Below are 17,169 nucleotides of genomic sequence, written 5' to 3' on the forward strand. Positions count from 1 at the left end.
TGTGACCGGTGGTGTTTCTTACAGTTCTTTACCGTCAACCACTTCGTCATATTCAGCACTGTCTAACAGTTCGTCGAAAGCATCGGCAGCGATTTCATATTCGTCATCGTCTTCGATGTTCTCGAGAGTTGGCTGCTGACCTTCTTCCTGGAAGAAACGGTATAAGAATACTTCACCGTCCTGGTTTTCGCCGTTCTCATCTAATGGCAGCAGAGCAATATATTTATGCTCGCCGGCAGGGAAGATGGTCAGGACGGCACAGACCAGTTCACTGTCATCGTCCAGGGTCAGGGTTACGGTTGCATTTGGGTTGGATAAATCAAGGTTGCAGTCGGATCCGCAGGTATCGCAGGAACCGGTACATGCGCTGTTTTCCAGATCACTCATAATAATAAAAACCTCACTCTTTCTTAATATGGTAGCTGTTCTGCATCAGCATAAAGATTGCAGAAAAAACAGCTATATCTATGTATACTTTAACAGAAGAAATCATAAAAAGCAATGGATTTTCTATTGACGGGAGAAAAATGTAGTTTTATACTTAACATATGTTGTCGAAGCAGACTGGCTCCGGCAGAATGTAAGAATGTAAAAATACATTCGAGAAAAGCAGGAGGAGAGATATTATGGATATCAAATTTATTAAAAGAGAAGAACTGCAGGAAAAACCGGATCAGAAGAAACTTGGTTTCGGTAAATATTTCGCTGATTACATGTTCACTATGGACTATGATGAAGGAATTGGCTGGCATGACGCAACCATTCGTCCGTACGGACCAATTGAGATGAATCCGGCTACTGTAGTTTTACATTATGCACAGGAAACATTTGAGGGACTGAAAGCATACAGAAGAGCAGATGGCCAGATCCAGTTATTCCGTCCGGAGATGAATGCACGTCGTATGATCAATTCCAATGAACGTCTGTGTATGGCAACTATTCCGGAAGATATGTTTATCGAAGCCGTAAACGCACTGGTAAAAGCAGAAGAAGACTGGGTTCCGTCTGAACCGGAAACTTCTCTGTACATCCGTCCGTTTGCATTTGCATGTGAGTCTTCTCTGGGCGTACACAAATCAAAAGCATATAAGTTCGTAATCATCCTTTCTCCTGTAGGTGCTTACTATGCAGAAGGTCTGGCTCCGGTTAAGATCATGGTTGAAGATGAATATGTTCGTGCCGTACAGGGTGGTACCGGATTTACAAAATGTGGCGGTAACTATGCAGGATCTATTATCGGTCAGGTAAAAGCTGAAAAATATGGTTGCTCTCAGGTACTGTGGCTGGATGGCCGTGAAAGAAAGTATGTAGAAGAAGTTGGTGCAATGAACATTATGTTCAAGATCGACGGCGAAATCTACACAGCTCCGATCGAAGGAACAGTACTTCCTGGTGTAACCAGAGATTCCATCATTCATATTCTGAAAGACTGGGGATACAAAGTAAATGAAACGCATCTGTCTGTAGATGATCTTATGCAGGCCGGAAGAGACGGAAGACTGGAAGAAGTATACGGAACCGGTACAGCAGCAGTTATCTCCCCTGTAGGCGCATTGGTTTATAAAGGAGAAGAAATCACAATTAATAACTTCAAGATTGGTGAACTGACTCAGAAACTGTATGATTATCTGACAGGCATCCAGTGGGGTAAAGAAGAAGACAAATACGGCTGGACAAGACTGGTAAAATAATAAAGAATAATTGTGCTGATATGCATAAGGAATATAAGAAAGGGCTGTCGCAGAAGATAATGATGCGAGAGCTCTTTCTTTATTGCGTTGCATATTAATAATTGGTTCGGTGGACCAATTTTGATTATGTTATCAAAGAGTTAAAGGTTATGATTACATGAGAAAAAAAGGACGGCTGTTGATATAGGACAGAAAGTCAGTGAGAAAAGAGCAGGAGAACAATATGGAACAAAGAAAAACACCATTACTGGACGCGATTGTTGATTATACAACAAACCGACCGGTATATTTTAAGATTCCAGGGCATCGATACGAAAAGGGAATCAGTCCCCGCTGGCGACAGTGGACAGGAGATGGCATCTTCCGGTTTGATCTGACAGAGGCAGAGGGACTGGATGATCTGCATGAACCGGAAGGCGTGATCCGGGAGGCACAGGAGCTGGCAGCGGAGGTATTTCAGGCAAAAAAAACCTATTTTCTGGTCAATGGAACAACCTGTGGAAATGAAGCGATGGTGCTTGCCTCGGTAAAAGAGGGTGAGAAGATCATGGTAGCAAGAAATGCCCACAAATCCGTACTGATGGGGCTGACACTTGGTGGGGCGGTTCCGGTTTATCTGATGCCGAAACAGGATCCGGTCACCGGCCTTTGGGGAAGCCTGGATCCGGAGACTGTAGAAGAGGGATTCCGACAATATCCGGACTGTAAGGCTGTTTTTCTGGCAAGCCCGACCTATTATGGTGTGTGCAGCAATATCCGTGCTATTGCCGATATCTGTCACAGACACGGGGCATTGCTTTTGGTGGATGAGGCACATGGAGGCCATCTGTATTTTCAGAAAGAAGGGACAGCTACGGAGACACTTCCCCGGGGAGCGATTCTTCAGGATGCAGATATGTGCGCGCAGAGCATGCATAAGGTAACGGGATCTCTGACCCAGAGTTCCCTGTTACATGTGGGAAGTGACCGGGTGGATCTGGGAAGACTGGAAGCCTGTCTGCATATGGTGCAGAGTACCAGTCCGTCCTATCTTCTGATGACATCCCTGGATGCGGCCCGGTATGAGCTGGCTCTTCACGGGGAAGAGATGCTGCAACGAGGTCTGACACTGGCACAGATGGCAAGAGAAGCAATGAAAAAGATTCCGGGAATTACCTGTGTGGGAGAAGCATCTCGCGGAAAAGCCATCTATGACCTGGATCTGGTGCGTCTGGTGATCTCTGCTTCGGATCTTGGACTTTCCGGTTATCAGCTGGCAGACCGACTTTATGAGAAGTACAGGATTGGTATGGAACTGGCAGACGATCGATATGTGGTTGCCGTTGTAACATATGCCAATGAAGAGAGTGATATGAGGCAGCTGGTGGAGGCACTGGAAGACATCAGCAGGAAAATGACGGGAAACACCAGTGGGGATGCCGCGAATGTGGAGACACGTCTGATTCCACCGATTCCACCGATGATCGATACCCCGCGACAGGCTTTTTTTAAAGAAAAGAAACGGATTCCCTGGCGGGAAGCAAAAGGAAGGATTGCAGCAGAAGCATTGATTCCGTATCCACCGGGAATACCACTGGTCAATCCGGGAGAACTGGTGACGGAGGAAATCTGGGAATATATGGAAGAATACAGAAAAAAAGGACTTCACTTTCACGGACCATCGGATGCTTCACTGGACAGCTTTTGTGTGTTATAATAAAACCAGACTTGACAAAACAGGAGGACAGATATTTGAAACTGATATCATGGAATGTAAATGGGCTGCGGGCCTGTGTGACGAAAGGATTCAAGGAACGATTTCAGGAATTGGATGCGGACATTTTCTGTATTCAGGAGAGTAAACTGCAGGAAGGACAGATTGAGCTGGAACTTCCGGGATATTATCAGTACTGGAATTATGCAGTGAAAAAGGGATATTCAGGTACGGCGATTTTTACAAAGCAGGAGCCGCTGTCTGTGCGATATGGAATCAACATCGAGGAACATGACCAGGAGGGTAGGGTGATTACACTGGAATACCCGGATTTTTTCATGGTGACCGTATACACACCAAATTCTCAGAACGAACTGGCCAGGCTTCCTTACCGGATGCAATGGGAAGATGATTTTCTTGCGTATCTGAAAGGGCTGGAGAAAGAGAAACCTGTTATTTTTTGCGGTGACCTTAATGTCGCACACTGTGAGCGAGACTTAAAGAACCCGAAAACCAATCGGAAAAATGCCGGATTCACCGATGAAGAGCGCACAAAATTCTCAAGAGTCCTGGAATCTGGTTTCATCGATACCTTTCGTTATTTTTACCCGGAGCAGGAAGGAATCTACTCCTGGTGGTCTTATCGGTTCAAAGCGAGAGAAAAGAATGCAGGATGGCGGATCGACTATTTCTGTGTGTCCGAAAGCCTGAAAGACCGGCTGGAAGATGCGAAGATCCACACAGAGATTTTTGGATCCGATCATTGTCCGGTAGAACTGGATATTTGTTTATAGAGGGGGAAAAAGATGGGAACAGAAAGAAAACCCTGGAAGACCAGTCCGGGTGATCCATCCCGTCCGGGAGTGACCGGAAAAGGAAACCGGTATAATTTTGCTGTGGATACCAGAACAGGAGAATCACTGGAACTTCTGTTTTATAGGGACGGGAGAGAAGAACAGCGTATTTTGCTGGATGAGACTTATCGCACCGGCAGACGGTATGCGGTGATGGTCGAAAAACCGGGGCTGCACCAGTATGAGTATCGGTACCGGCAGGGAGAGATAACATTTACTGATCCTGCGGCAAGACTGGTGACGGGGGAACCGTGTTTTGGCGAAAAAGCGGAAGGGGAAGTGATGACCTCGGCAAAAGTGCTGAGAGGATACGAAGTGATGCCCCTTGCGGAATCGATTCCCTATGAAAATATGGTGATTTATAAAGTTCATCCGAGAGGCTACACGATGCAGAAGACCTCCGGGGTGCGGGCGAAGGGAACGTTTCAGGGACTTGCGGAGAAGATCCCGTACTGGAAAGAACTGGGGATTACCTCGCTGGAACTGATGCCGTCGTATGATTTTGAAGAATATCCGTCAAAAACCGGCGAAAAAGACCGGTATGGGTATGATAAAACGATACGGTATCAGGAAGAAAAACTTAATTACTGGGGATATACGAAAGGAAATTATTTTGCTCCGAAGGCATCTTACTGTAAGAGTAATCAGCCGGAGAAGGAGCTAAAAAGCTTTTTCAGCGCTCTTCATGATGCTGGCATCGAGTATCTGATGGATTTTTATTTTCCGGCGGAGACGGATCCACAGACGGTGTTGGAAGTGCTGCGGTTCTGGCGGATGGAATACCGGGTGGACGGATTTGTCCTGATGGGTGATGGTGTCTGGATGGAACTTTTGGCAAGAGATGCGGTTCTGGCGGATGTGAAACTGATCGGCTGTGGCTATGATATGGGTGGAATCGCAAGAAAACTGGGCGGAAAAAAACGTCTGGCAGCCTGTCACAGCGGATTCCAGAGCGTGATGCGCCGTTTTCTCAGAGGTGATGAGGATCAGGTGAATGGATTCTTATATTACACCAGAGAAAATCCCCAGGATCACGGTGAGGTTCATTATCTGGCAAACCACGATGGTTTTACCCTGGCAGATATGACCAGTTATGATACCCGTCATAATATGGAGAACGGTGAGGAAAACAGGGACGGCAGTGCGTATAATTACAGCTGGAACTGTGGTGTGGAAGGCCCGACAAGAAAAACGTCGATTCTGGAACTTCGAAGAAGACAGATGAGGAATGCCATGCTGCTGTTGTTTTTGTCACAGGGGACTCCGTTGTTATACGGCGGTGACGAACTGGAAAACAGCCAGATGGGTAATAACAATGCATATTGTCAGGACAATGAAATCGGATGGATAGACTGGAAAAAGGGCAGATCTTACAGCCAGTTTACCGGGTTTGTAAAGGATCTGATCCGTTTTCGAAAAGATCATCCGATCCTGCATATGCCACAGGAGCTACGCCCGACCGATTACAAATCCCTGGGCTGGCCGGAAATCTCCTATCATTCGGAACGCGCCTGGTTTGCAGACACGGAGAGCAGCAGCCGGCAGATCGGGATTCTGTACTGTGGTGGTTATGCAAAAGAGATGACCGGGAAAGAAGATGTGTTTATCTATGTGATCTACAACATGCACTGGAATGAACACAAATTTGCCCTGCCGGATATCCCGGAGGGGATGCGATGGTATCTGGCGATTGATTCTTCGAAAAAAAACAGTGTCTGCCCGAAAGGAAAGGAACTGCTGTTGGAAGAGAAGAAATCAATCTATGTAAAACCGCGGACGATACTGGTATTATTAGGGGATGCCAGAGAATCGGGGGCAAAAGCCTGACGCAAGCTTGCCGGCAGGAAGGTTTCTGCCTTCGTACTCATCAAAAATGTGAGTAAGTGAGCAAAATACTTTTTGCCCACAAAATCTTAGAAAAACAGGGAGATAAGTAATATGAACGCATGGGGACATTTTAAGACGATCACATCCCATAAATTTCTGGTTATGAAGTATTGTTTTAAGGTGGGATTGTATAAGCAGGGATTTTTGCATGACCTGTCGAAATATTCTCCTACCGAGTTCATGGTGGGAGCAAAATACTATCAGGGAACCAGAAGCCCCAACAATGCAGAGAGAGAAGCCACCGGAGTATCTACTTCCTGGCTGCATCACAAAGGAAGAAACAAACATCATTTTGAATATTGGGTAGATTACGGAATCGGAGCGGAGCATGTACTTGCCGGTATGCCGATGCCAAGAAAATATATCGCCGAGATGATCATGGACCGCATTAGCGCATCACGGATCTATCACCCGGAAACCTATACAGATGCCTCACCGCTGGAATATTTCCTGAAAGGAAAAGACCGACTGTGGTTCATTCATCCGGATACCAGCGCACAGATTGAATATCTGCTGCGGATGCTGGCAGTGAAAGGGGAGGAAAAGACCCTCTGGTATATCAAACATGTGTATCTGAAAAATAAAGGCAGATTCGGCGGAAGCGGATCCACCTATGTAAGCCCGGAGAGAGGGCTACCTACCCAAAAATGAAGAAAGAAGATGGCCGGTATTGTTCTGCGAGAGCAGAGCGATGCCGGCGGTCTTTTTTATTGCGTTGCATTTCTGCCACAGTTCTATTGCTTATGTAGCTTGACAAAAATGAAAAGATGACATATACTTTGAAAAGATAATAATTTGAATTTCAAAATAAAAGCGAAGAAGAGGAACATATATGACAACGAAAATTATAGGAACAGGAAGTTATCTGCCGGAATATGTGGTGACCAATGACGATCTGGCAAAGCTGGTGGATACAAGTGATGAGTGGATCGCTTCCCGGACGGGGATTCGAAATCGACGAATTGCTACCAACGAAAGTGGAATAGATATGGCAGCAGCTGCGGCAGAGGAAGCATTAAAAGATTCAGGGATGGACGGATCGGAGATTGATCTGATCCTGGTGGCAACGTGCAGCAGTGATTTTCAGTTTCCCAGTACTGCATGTCTGGTGCAGAAAGCCATCCATGCTACGAACGCGGCGGCGTTTGATCTGAGTGCGGCATGTTCCGGTTTTTTATTTGCCCTGCATACCGCACATGCGTATATCTGTGCCGGGATTTATAAAAATATCCTGCTGGTGGGCGTGGAAGTGCTGTCTAAACTGATCGACTGGAACGACCGTTCCACCTGTGTCCTGTTCGGGGATGGTGCCGGAGCGGCGGTGGTAACGGCGGCAGATCATGGAATGGAAGGGTTTGTTCAGTGGTCGGACGGCATGGGCGGTGAAGTACTTACCTGCCCGGGAAGGAAAATAGAGAATCCATGGAAAGAGAATGATTCTGAAACTGAATATATTCAGATGAACGGACAGGAAGTTTTTCGATTTGCAGTGAAAAAGGTCCCGGAATGTATCCGACAGGTAACAGAAAAGACCGAAACTCAGATAGAAACAATTGACTGGTTTATTCTTCATCAGGCTAACAGCAGAATCATTCAGTCCGTGGCAAAGCGGCTTGGGGTGCCGGAAGAAAAGTTCCCGATGAATATGGAGCAGTACGGCAACACTTCCGCAGCCAGTATCCCGATCCTTCTCGATGAGATGAGCAAAAAGGGAATGCTGCAGCCAGGACAGAAGATCATTCTCTCCGGATTTGGTGCGGGGCTGACCTGGGGTGCGGCGCAGATAGAGTGGTAGAAGGAAAGCAAAAGAAAAAAATACAGGAGCAACGGAAACTTGGACTTGGATAAGAAGAGTTCCGTTGCTCTTTTTTATATTGCGTGGGTAACAGGTGAAAGTTTGTAGTTGCTTCAGAATGCTGAAAAATAAAATCAGAAAAATGAGAAATACTATACAATAAGTACCTTGACAAAATACCCACAGGGGGTATATAGTAAAGATACTCCCCGTGGGTATATGAAAAATAAATGAGGTGATCAATTGAAAGAACAGAATCCTACACGAAAGGATGAATCTATAAAAACAGATAACGAAATATGTGAGATGTGTGCAAAAGAAAGTGAAGAACCGGAAAAAAATATTGCACAGGAAGAAAACGGATGCTGCTGTTACCGCAAGACCACAGCCCGTTCCCAGGATGAGCGAAAGAAGTTGATGAACCGTCTGAGCCGGATCGAAGGACAGATCCGCGGCATCAAGGGGATGCTTGAAAAAGATGCCTACTGCAACGATATCCTGATTCAGTCCGCAGCGGTCAGCGCTGCAATGAATGCGTTTAACCGGGAGTTGTTGTCCAGCCATATTCATTCCTGTGTTGTCCGGGATATTCGTGAGGGAAAAGACGAAGTAGTGGATGAGCTGATGGCAACACTGCAGAAATTGATGAAATAAGGAGTGCGAGAGTACGAAGTACGGAGCAATCCGGTATCGATAAAAAAGCTATTATACAAATTTATGTACAGAAAGGGTGAAGCAAGACATGAGACAATACAACGTAACCGGAATGAGCTGCGCCGCCTGCACTGCCAGAGTGGAAAAAGCAGTGGGCAAAGTTCCGGGAGTTACCTCCTGCTCCGTCAGCCTTCTGACCAATTCGATGGGCGTGGAAGGAGATGTACCGCCGGAGCAGATCATTGCGGCGGTGGAACAGGCAGGATACGGTGCCTCCGAAAAAAGAGCCGGAGAAAAGAAACAGTTCGGAGCCGATGCAACTGCACTGGAAGACAAAGAGACACCGGTTTTAAAACGCAGACTGATCGCATCTGTAGGATTTTTACTGGTATTGATGTATTTTTCCATGGGACATATGATGTGGGGATGGCCGCTGCCGGCGTGGTTTGAGGATAACCATATCGCGATGGGTCTGGTACAACTGCTTCTGGCAGGTATTGTCATGGTGATCAACCAGAAGTTCTTTATCAGTGGTTTTAAGAGCCTGTGGCACAGATCCCCGAACATGGATACGCTGGTAGCGATGGGATCGATGGCATCCTTCTTATGGAGTGTGTATGTTCTCTTTGCAATGACCAGAGCACAGGTGGACGGCAATATGGAAGCGGTCATGGATTATATGATGGATTTTTATTTTGAATCCGCAGCAATGATCCTGACACTGATCACCGTAGGAAAGATGCTTGAGGCGAGATCCAAGGGAAAGACCACGGATGCACTGAAAGGCCTTATGAATATAGCACCGAAGATCGCCGTTCTCGTGAAGGGAGAAAAAGAAGTCACCGTACCGATCGAACAGGTAGAAAAAGGAGATATTTTTGTGGTTCGCCCGGGCGAGAGTATTCCTGTGGATGGAAAGATCCTGGAAGGACACAGTGCAGTCAATGAAGCGGCACTGACCGGAGAGAGCATCCCGGTGGATAAAGAAGAGGGTGACCTGGTATCGGCAGCTACGATCAACCAATCCGGATTTATCCGCTGTGAAGCCACGAGAGTCGGGGAAGATACCACATTGTCCCAGATCATCCGGATGGTCAGCGACGCGGCTGCGACAAAAGCGCCGATTGCGAAGATCGCAGATAAAGTTTCCGGTGTATTTGTACCGGTGGTTATCCTGATCGCGGTAGTTACGACGATCGTATGGCTGCTTGCCGGACAGAATGTCGGCTATGCACTGGCAAGAGGTATTTCCGTACTGGTCATCAGCTGCCCGTGTGCACTGGGACTTGCCACACCGGTAGCGATCATGGTTGGTAACGGTATGGGAGCGAAAAATGGTATCCTCTTTAAAACCGCTGTTTCGCTGGAAGAAGCCGGAAGAGTGCAGATCGTGGCACTGGATAAGACAGGAACCATCACAAGCGGGGAGCCGCGGGTAACGGATCTGGTGTGCGAACCTGGATATGATGAAAAAACACTGTTGGAACTGGCAGGAGCACTGGAAAAGAAGAGCGAACATCCGCTGGCGAAAGCTGTTTTGTTAGAGATTGCACAGCGAAAAATCGCCACCAAAGAAGTGGAAGACTTCCGGGCACTGGCAGGAAATGGTCTGACGGGAATATTGGAGGGACACAGACTGCTCGGTGGAAGCATGAAATATATCAGCAGCCAGGTGACAGTAGGAAAACAGGTAAAAAATCAGGCACAGATACTGGCAAAACAGGGAAAAACCCCATTGCTTTTTGCAAAGGATGACGTATTGATCGGTATGATCGCCGTTGCTGACGTGATCAAGGAAGACAGCCCGAAAGCGGTACAGGAACTGCAGAATATGGGTATCCGGGTCGTTATGCTGACCGGGGACAATGAGCAGACTGCAAAAGCGATCGGTGCACAGGCAGGGGTGGATCAGGTTATCGCCGGAGTCCTTCCGGATGGAAAAGAAGCCGTGATCCGCAAATTAAAAGAATACGGAAAAGTAGCCATGGTCGGAGACGGTATCAACGATGCGCCGGCACTGACCAGAGCCGATATCGGAATCGCCATCGGTGCAGGTGCAGATGTGGCGATCGATGCCGCAGATGTAGTACTGATGAAGAGCCGTCTGAGTGACGTTCCGGCAGCTGTCCGGTTAAGCCGTGCAACATTGAGAAATATCCATGAGAACCTGTTTTGGGCATTTTTCTATAACATTATCGGTATTCCGCTGGCAGCCGGTGTGTGGATCCCGATCTTCGGATGGACACTGAACCCGATGTTCGGAGCACTGGCGATGAGCCTGTCGAGTTTCTGCGTAGTATCGAATGCTCTGCGCCTGAATCTTTTTAAAGTGAAAGATTCACACAGAGATCATAAGATAAAAAATGAAGTTACCCTTCCGCAATGGGAGGCATCGAAAGGAGAAAAGAATATGACGAAGACAATGACAATTAAAGGTATGATGTGCGGACACTGTGAAGCAAGAGTGAGAAAGACTCTGGAAGAACTGGAACATGTAACCGAAGCACAGGTTAGCCATGAAAAAGGAACTGCAGTGGTATGCATGGAGACAGAAGTAGCAGATGAGGTTCTGAAAAAAGCGGTGGAAGACCAGGGATATCAGGTGGAAAACATTCAGTAAAAGTGAAGAACAGATCTGAAAGAAAGAAGGAAACAAAATGGTAAAGACAATCGTTGGCGTGGACGGCATGATGTGTGGCATGTGCGAAAGTCATGTGAACGAAGCGGTGAGAAATGCATTTCCAATCAAGAAAGTAAGCTCTTCTCACGGAAAGAAACAGACAGAGATCATCTCTGAAGAATCTCTGGATCATGAAAAACTGAAAGCAGCCATCGAAAAAACAGGTTATCAGGTAACTTCTGTGACAGAAGAACCGTATAAGAAAAAAGGATTTTCCCTGTTTGGAAGATGAGAAAATGGGAAAAGGAAAAGGTGTCCGGGAGGATGCCTTTTCTTTTTCGGAAAGAAACTGAGCATTCTGTATTCGCTTTTTCGATGTGGCACTTAGAATGGCACTCAGAGTAAGGCTGATATTTCCCTGTTGCCATGCTGCTGATGAATCTACTATTTTTTCGAATTTATACTGTTGCGGATTGATAAAATTTTGGATGATATATCTGATCAGATCAGTGAGAAAAAAGAATATCTTTCGGAGCCTGTTCAAAAGAAATCATCTTCAACCGGCGATTGAGATGAATCTGGTCAGGATGACGATACCGGATAAGCCAAACAGCAGGAATCAGAGGTATGTGAAAATCTGATAAAGATTTATAGCATTGGAAGTCAAAAGTAAATAAAAATCAAAACCTACAGGCATGGAAGATCCGGGAAAGGTCGAAACTTCCGTGCCTGTAAAACTATAGTACACTTTTTGAAAAAATCATGCTATAATAAAATACTGAAATTATACGACAGAGGACGAAGAGCATGGAACAGGCAGATAATTTATTGTTGCGGATTCAAAAATATGATAAGACTTTCAGCAAAGGGCAGAAACGTCTGGCAGCGTATGTGCTGAAAAATTATGAAAAAGCGGTATTCCTGACGGCATCGAAACTGGGGAAAGAAGTGGGCGTCAGTGAGTCGACGACCGTGCGATTTGCCACACAGCTGGGGTACAAAGGATTTCCGGAATTTCACCGGGCACTGGAAGAACTGGTACGGAATAAGCTGAATTCGATCCAACGCATGAAAGTGACCTACGGGCATGTACCGGAAGCAGAGATCCTGGATACGGTGTTTCAGTCAGATATCGAGATCATCAAGCTGACGATGGAACATATCGATCATGCAGCATTTGAGATGGCGGTGGAGACACTGCTTTCTGCGAGAACTATCTATATTATCGGTATCCGGAGCTGTGCACCCTTAGCCAACTTTTTGAGTTTTTATCTGAATATGATCCTGGACGATGTGCGTCTGATCCAGACGAGCAGCGCCAGCGAGATCTTTGAACAGATGATCCGTATCGGAGATCAGGATGCAATCATCGGCATCAGTTTTCCGCGGTATTCCATGCGAACCTTAAAGGCAATTGAGTTTGCCAACAACCGGAATGCAAAGGTGATCACACTGACCGACAGTGTGCATTCTCCGATCAATCTGTATTCATCCTGCAATCTTATCGCGAGAAGTGATATGGCATCCATCGTCGATTCTCTTGTGGCACCGTTGAGCGTGGTTAACGCACTGGTGGTGGCACTTTGTATGAAGCGGCAGAAAGAAGTTGTGCATACCCTTGAGACTATGGAAAAAATATGGGACGAATATCAGGTATACAGCAACGATGAGATGGAACATGCGGACGATACGATCAAGATGTTGAACCCGGAACAGGAGGACCATAAAACATGAAACGATTTTTGATTATCGGCGGAGGTGCGGCGGGTATGCTGGCTTCTGTCTACGCGGCGCGAAATGGTATGGAAGTGCATCTGTTTGAACAGAACGAAAAACTCGGAAAGAAACTTTTCATTACCGGAAAAGGCAGATGCAACTTTACCAACGGCTGTGCCACAGAGGAACTGTTTGAGTCCTTCATTACCAACCCGCGCTTTTTATACAGTGCCGTCTACGGTTACACGAACTACGATGTGATCGACTTCTTTGAAACTGCAGGTGTAAAGACAAAGATGGAGCGGGGTGGACGGATGTTCCCGTTATCTGACCATTCTTCAGACATCATCAGGGCGCTGGAACAGCAGATGAAGAAAGCCGGTGTGAAGATTCATCTGGGAAGCCGGGTAAAACGGCTTCTTGTGGAAAAAGAAGAGGACGCAAATGCAAAGATCACCGGAATCCAGCTGGATAACGGAGAAAAGATCCGGGGCGAACAGGTACTGGTTGCCACTGGCGGTAATTCTTATCCGTCCACAGGCTCCACCGGGGACGGATACCGGATAGCAAAAGAGAGTGGTCATACCGTAACGGATCTGCAGCCGTCTCTGGTGCCGATGGTGACGGCTGAGGAATATATTCCGAGATTACAGGGACTGTCATTGAAAAATGTGACATTGTCTTTGTATGACGGAAAAAAATGTGTCTACGAAGATTTCGGGGAAATGATGTTTACACATTTTGGGATTACCGGCCCGCTGGTGTTATCAGCCAGCGCAAAGGTGGGAAAACTGTTAAAAAAGAAGTATCTGACGGCGAGGATTGATCTGAAACCGGCACTGACCGCAGAGCAGCTTGACGCAAGACTTCTGCGGGAATTCGAAGAAGGAAAGAACAAACAGTTTAAAAACGTGGCCGGTTCTTTATTCCCAGCAAAACTTCTTCCGGTTATGCTGGATCTCGGCGGCATCGCACCGGGGAAAAAAGTGCATGAGATCACCAGAGAAGAACGTGCCGGATTTATCGAAAAGACGAAAGCCTTTCCATTTACCGTGACCGGACTGCGGGGCTTCCAGGAGGCCATCATCACAAAAGGCGGCGTTCAGGTAAAAGAAGTGGATCCGAAGACGATGGAGTCCAAAAAGACAAAAGGGCTTTATTTTGCCGGAGAAGTGCTGGATCTGGATGCACTGACCGGTGGTTATAATCTGCAGATCGCTTGGTCAACGGCTCATGCGGCGGCAATGGCGGCAGCTGAGGCAGAAAGATAAAAGCAGAAAACTGCTTGGTAAGAAGAATATTTCAGGATATTTTAGGACAATAAGACTGTCAGAGGATGAAGTGGTTTTGATAAAAAGAATGTAACTATTCAGTAGCCACTGTCCCGCGAGGTGTTATCGTTTAAATGCATTTTGGCTCGTAACTGTGAAGGTACTGAATAGTTACAAAATAATACAGAAAAAACGGAATATTCCGGGGAAAGAGGAAAACATATGAGTTATGCAATCGCAATCGACGGACCGTCCGGTGCCGGAAAAAGCACCATCGCAAAAAGAGTGGCAAAAGAACTGTCTTTTATTTATGTAGATACCGGAGCCATGTACCGTGCCATGGCACTGTATGTGCTGGAACAGAACATTGATCCACAGGATCAGGCGAAAGTAGCAGCAGCCTGCCCGGATATCGATGTGACGATCCTTTACGAAGACGGCGTACAGCAGGTTCTGTTAAACGGAAAAAATGTATCCGCAGAGATCCGTCAGGAAATCGTAGGAAATACCGCATCCAAGATCTCCGTGATCAAAGAAGTGAGAGAAAAACTGGTAGCATTGCAAAGACAGCTGGCAGCAAAAGAAAATGTAGTCATGGACGGAAGAGATATCGGAACACAGGTACTTCCGGATGCGACAGTCAAGATTTATCTGACCGCCAGCGCGAAAGAGCGTGCGAAGAGAAGATATCTGGAACTGCAGGAAAAAGGAATGCCGGGTGAACTCGATCAGATCGAGGCTGACATTATCGAGAGAGATAACCGTGATATGAACCGTGAGATCTCCCCGCTTCGCCAGGCAGAAGATGCAGTGCTGGTGGATACGTCCTTTATGGGAATCGAAGAAGTGACTGCGGCAGTGATTGCAGAATTTGAGAAAAAGAAACAGGCATAAGAGGTGCATATGGAAGAAAGAAAGATTCTGGTAGCCCGTACCGCGGGATTCTGTTTCGGCGTGAAACGGGCGGTGGAAAAAGTATATGAACAGGTCAACATGGGCAAACAGAATATTTACACCTATGGACCGATTATTCATAATGAAGAAGTGGTGACGGATCTGGGGAAAAAAGGTGTCCGGGTTCTGGAAAATGAACAGGAACTGAAAAATCTTATGGAAGGAACTGTGGTGATCCGTTCTCATGGCGTACCGAAAGAAATCTACGAAGTGATCGAAGAAAAAGGGCTGGAATGTGTGGATGCCACTTGCCCGTTTGTACGGAAGATCCATAAGATCGTGGAGCGGGAAAGTAAAGCAGGACGCCATATTATTATTGTTGGCAATGATACTCATCCGGAAGTGGAAGGCATCAAAGGCTGGTGTGAAGGTCTGGTGACTGTGATATCCAGCCACGAAGAAGCCGAAAATCTCGCCTTTCCGGAGGGTGAAAAGCTGTGTGTGGTGAGTCAGACGACATTTAATTACAACAAATTTCAAGAATTAGTTGAAATCTTTGAAAAAAAGAGGTATGATAAAGTTGTTTTAAATACAATCTGTAGTGCGACCGAGGAAAGACAGATGGAAGCACGGCAGATTGCCTGCGAAGCAGATACCATGATTGTCATTGGCGGCAGACATAGTTCCAATACGCAGAAATTATACGAGATTTGTCGAAAAGAGTGTGAAAATACTTACTATATACAGACACTTGTTGATTTGGATACTAAGCCTTTTCAATGTATTGGTTGCGTAGGTATTACAGCGGGGGCTTCCACCCCAAATAATATAATTGAGGAGGTTCAAAAACATGTCAGAATTAAGTTTTGAACAAATGCTGGAAGAATCATTAAAAACAATTAGAAATGGGGAGGTAGTCGAAGGTACAGTAATCGACGTCAAAGAAGACGAGATCATTTTAAATATTGGTTACAAAGCTGATGGTATTCTTACAAAGAACGAATACAGCAACGATTCCTCTATCGACCTTACAACTGTAGTAAAACCTGGTGATACTATGGAAGTAAAAGTCCTGAAAGTAAACGACGGTGAAGGACAGGTTCTGCTGACCTACAAGAGACTGGCAGCAGAAAAAGGAAACAAGAGACTGGAAGAAGCTTTCGAAAACAAAGAAGTTCTGAAAGCAAAAGTTTCTCAGGTACTGAATGGCGGACTGAGTGTAGTGATCGACGAAGCAAGAGTATTCATTCCTGCAAGTCTGGTTTCTGATACTTATGAAAAAGATCTGAGCAAATATGCAGATCAGGAAATCGAATTCGTTATCACAGAGTTCAACCCGAGAAGAAGAAGAATCATCGGTGACAGAAAACAGCTGTTACTGGCAGCAAAAGCTGAACAGCAGAAAGCTCTGTTTGAGAAGATCGCAGTTGGCGATGTTGTAGACGGTGTTGTTAAGAACGTTACAGATTTCGGTGCATTCATCGATCTGGGCGGAGCAGATGGTCTGCTGCATATCTCCGAGATGTCCTGGGGAAGAGTAGAAAACCCGAAGAAGATCTTCAAAGTCGGCGAGCCGATCAAAGTTCTGATCAAAGATATCAACGGAGATAAGATCGCACTGAGCCTGAAGTTCGAAGATCAGAACCCGTGGCTGAATGCAGATGAAAAATATGCTGTAGGAAACGTAGTAGAAGGAACAATCGCACGTATGACAGACTTTGGCGCATTCGTTGAACTGGAACCAGGCGTAGATGCTCTTCTGCATGTATCCCAGATCTCCAGAGAACATGTGGAAAAACCTTCAGATGTTCTGAGCGTAGGTCAGGTAATCACAGCAAAAGTTGTTGATTTCAACGGCGAAGAGAAAAAAATCAGCCTGAGCATGAAAGCTCTGGAGCCTGCAGCTGAAGAAGCAGCAGAGGAAGAGTAATCTGTAGCTGAACAAAGAGATCTGACAGATCATAAATTTATGTAAGCAAAAGATAAGCCACCCGATATGCAAAACAGTATGTCGGGTGGTTTTTATGCATATGACAAAACAAAATCCGTGATTGTGTGTGTGACAATCGCGGATTTTTCTATATTATAATCAAT

At 46.1% G+C, this 17,169-nt stretch carries 16 protein-coding genes; 15 read left to right on the top strand and 1 reads right to left on the bottom strand.

The features are described 5' to 3' along the window. Positions 1 to 18 precede the first annotated feature (18 nt). Entirely contained in the window at positions 19 to 387 is a 369-nt protein-coding gene (locus FYJ57_RS07850; protein WP_022173150.1) for a DUF1292 domain-containing protein, read from the bottom strand. Between the two features lie 239 nt (positions 388 to 626). Between FYJ57_RS07850 and FYJ57_RS07855 the strand changes: the two genes are divergently transcribed. From FYJ57_RS07855 to rpsA, 15 genes are all read left to right on the top strand, one after another. Beyond that, a complete protein-coding gene (locus tag FYJ57_RS07855; RefSeq protein ID WP_106492690.1) occupies positions 627 to 1,691 on the top strand; it encodes a branched-chain amino acid aminotransferase in 1,065 nt (354 codons plus the stop codon). Positions 1,692 to 1,914: 223 nt separating this feature from the next. Further along, on the top strand, positions 1,915 to 3,387 hold the full coding sequence (locus tag FYJ57_RS15840; RefSeq protein WP_154432264.1) for an aminotransferase class I/II-fold pyridoxal phosphate-dependent enzyme: 1,473 nt from the start codon (positions 1,915 to 1,917) through the stop codon (positions 3,385 to 3,387). A 35-nt stretch (positions 3,388 to 3,422) separates the two neighbouring features. After that, positions 3,423 to 4,178 (top strand): exodeoxyribonuclease III, encoded by a 756-nt coding sequence (gene xth, locus FYJ57_RS07865; RefSeq protein ID WP_117525338.1) that lies wholly within the window; start codon positions 3,423 to 3,425, stop codon positions 4,176 to 4,178. A 12-nt stretch (positions 4,179 to 4,190) separates the two neighbouring features. Then, on the top strand, positions 4,191 to 6,065 hold the full coding sequence (locus tag FYJ57_RS07870; RefSeq protein WP_154432265.1) for an alpha-amylase family glycosyl hydrolase: 1,875 nt from the start codon (positions 4,191 to 4,193) through the stop codon (positions 6,063 to 6,065). A 111-nt stretch (positions 6,066 to 6,176) separates the two neighbouring features. Continuing rightward, positions 6,177 to 6,776 carry a DUF5662 family protein gene (locus FYJ57_RS07875; RefSeq protein WP_154432266.1) on the top strand — a complete coding sequence of 200 codons (600 nt, stop codon included), beginning with the start codon at positions 6,177 to 6,179 and terminating at the stop codon, positions 6,774 to 6,776. A 181-nt stretch (positions 6,777 to 6,957) separates the two neighbouring features. Beyond that, positions 6,958 to 7,920 carry a beta-ketoacyl-ACP synthase III gene (locus FYJ57_RS07880; protein WP_154432267.1) on the top strand — a complete coding sequence of 321 codons (963 nt, stop codon included), beginning with the start codon at positions 6,958 to 6,960 and terminating at the stop codon, positions 7,918 to 7,920. 306 nt (positions 7,921 to 8,226) lie between these two features. Beyond that, a complete protein-coding gene (locus tag FYJ57_RS07885; protein WP_118634480.1) occupies positions 8,227 to 8,574 on the top strand; it encodes a metal-sensing transcriptional repressor in 348 nt (115 codons plus the stop codon). Positions 8,575 to 8,662: 88 nt separating this feature from the next. After that, positions 8,663 to 11,194: a heavy metal translocating P-type ATPase gene (locus FYJ57_RS07890; protein WP_154432268.1), complete on the top strand. Its 2,532-nt coding sequence runs from the start codon at positions 8,663 to 8,665 to the stop codon at positions 11,192 to 11,194. A gap of 37 nt (positions 11,195 to 11,231) precedes the next feature. Further along, a complete protein-coding gene (locus FYJ57_RS07895) occupies positions 11,232 to 11,486 on the top strand; it encodes a heavy-metal-associated domain-containing protein (protein WP_154432269.1) in 255 nt (84 codons plus the stop codon). 196 nt (positions 11,487 to 11,682) lie between these two features. Further along, entirely contained in the window at positions 11,683 to 11,835 is a 153-nt protein-coding gene (locus tag FYJ57_RS16250) for a Fic family protein (protein ID WP_328597446.1), read from the top strand. Between the two features lie 166 nt (positions 11,836 to 12,001). After that, positions 12,002 to 12,928, top strand: coding sequence for a MurR/RpiR family transcriptional regulator (locus FYJ57_RS07900; RefSeq protein WP_154432270.1), 927 nt, complete (start codon positions 12,002 to 12,004; stop codon positions 12,926 to 12,928). Continuing rightward, positions 12,925 to 14,181: a BaiN/RdsA family NAD(P)/FAD-dependent oxidoreductase gene (locus tag FYJ57_RS07905; RefSeq protein ID WP_154432271.1), complete on the top strand. Its 1,257-nt coding sequence runs from the start codon at positions 12,925 to 12,927 to the stop codon at positions 14,179 to 14,181. Before FYJ57_RS07900 ends, FYJ57_RS07905 begins: the two co-directional genes overlap by 4 nt. A gap of 222 nt (positions 14,182 to 14,403) precedes the next feature. After that, positions 14,404 to 15,075, top strand: coding sequence for a (d)CMP kinase (gene cmk, locus FYJ57_RS07910; RefSeq protein WP_154432272.1), 672 nt, complete (start codon positions 14,404 to 14,406; stop codon positions 15,073 to 15,075). Between the two features lie 9 nt (positions 15,076 to 15,084). Next, positions 15,085 to 15,945: a 4-hydroxy-3-methylbut-2-enyl diphosphate reductase gene (ispH, locus tag FYJ57_RS07915; RefSeq protein ID WP_154432273.1), complete on the top strand. Its 861-nt coding sequence runs from the start codon at positions 15,085 to 15,087 to the stop codon at positions 15,943 to 15,945. Beyond that, positions 15,926 to 17,005: a 30S ribosomal protein S1 gene (gene rpsA, locus FYJ57_RS07920; protein WP_022173164.1), complete on the top strand. Its 1,080-nt coding sequence runs from the start codon at positions 15,926 to 15,928 to the stop codon at positions 17,003 to 17,005. Before ispH ends, rpsA begins: the two co-directional genes overlap by 20 nt. The last annotated feature ends 164 nt before the right edge of the window (positions 17,006 to 17,169 follow it).

It is taken from the genome of Oliverpabstia intestinalis (genome assembly GCF_009696065.1).
Lineage (GTDB): Bacteria > Bacillota > Clostridia > Lachnospirales > Lachnospiraceae > Oliverpabstia > Oliverpabstia intestinalis.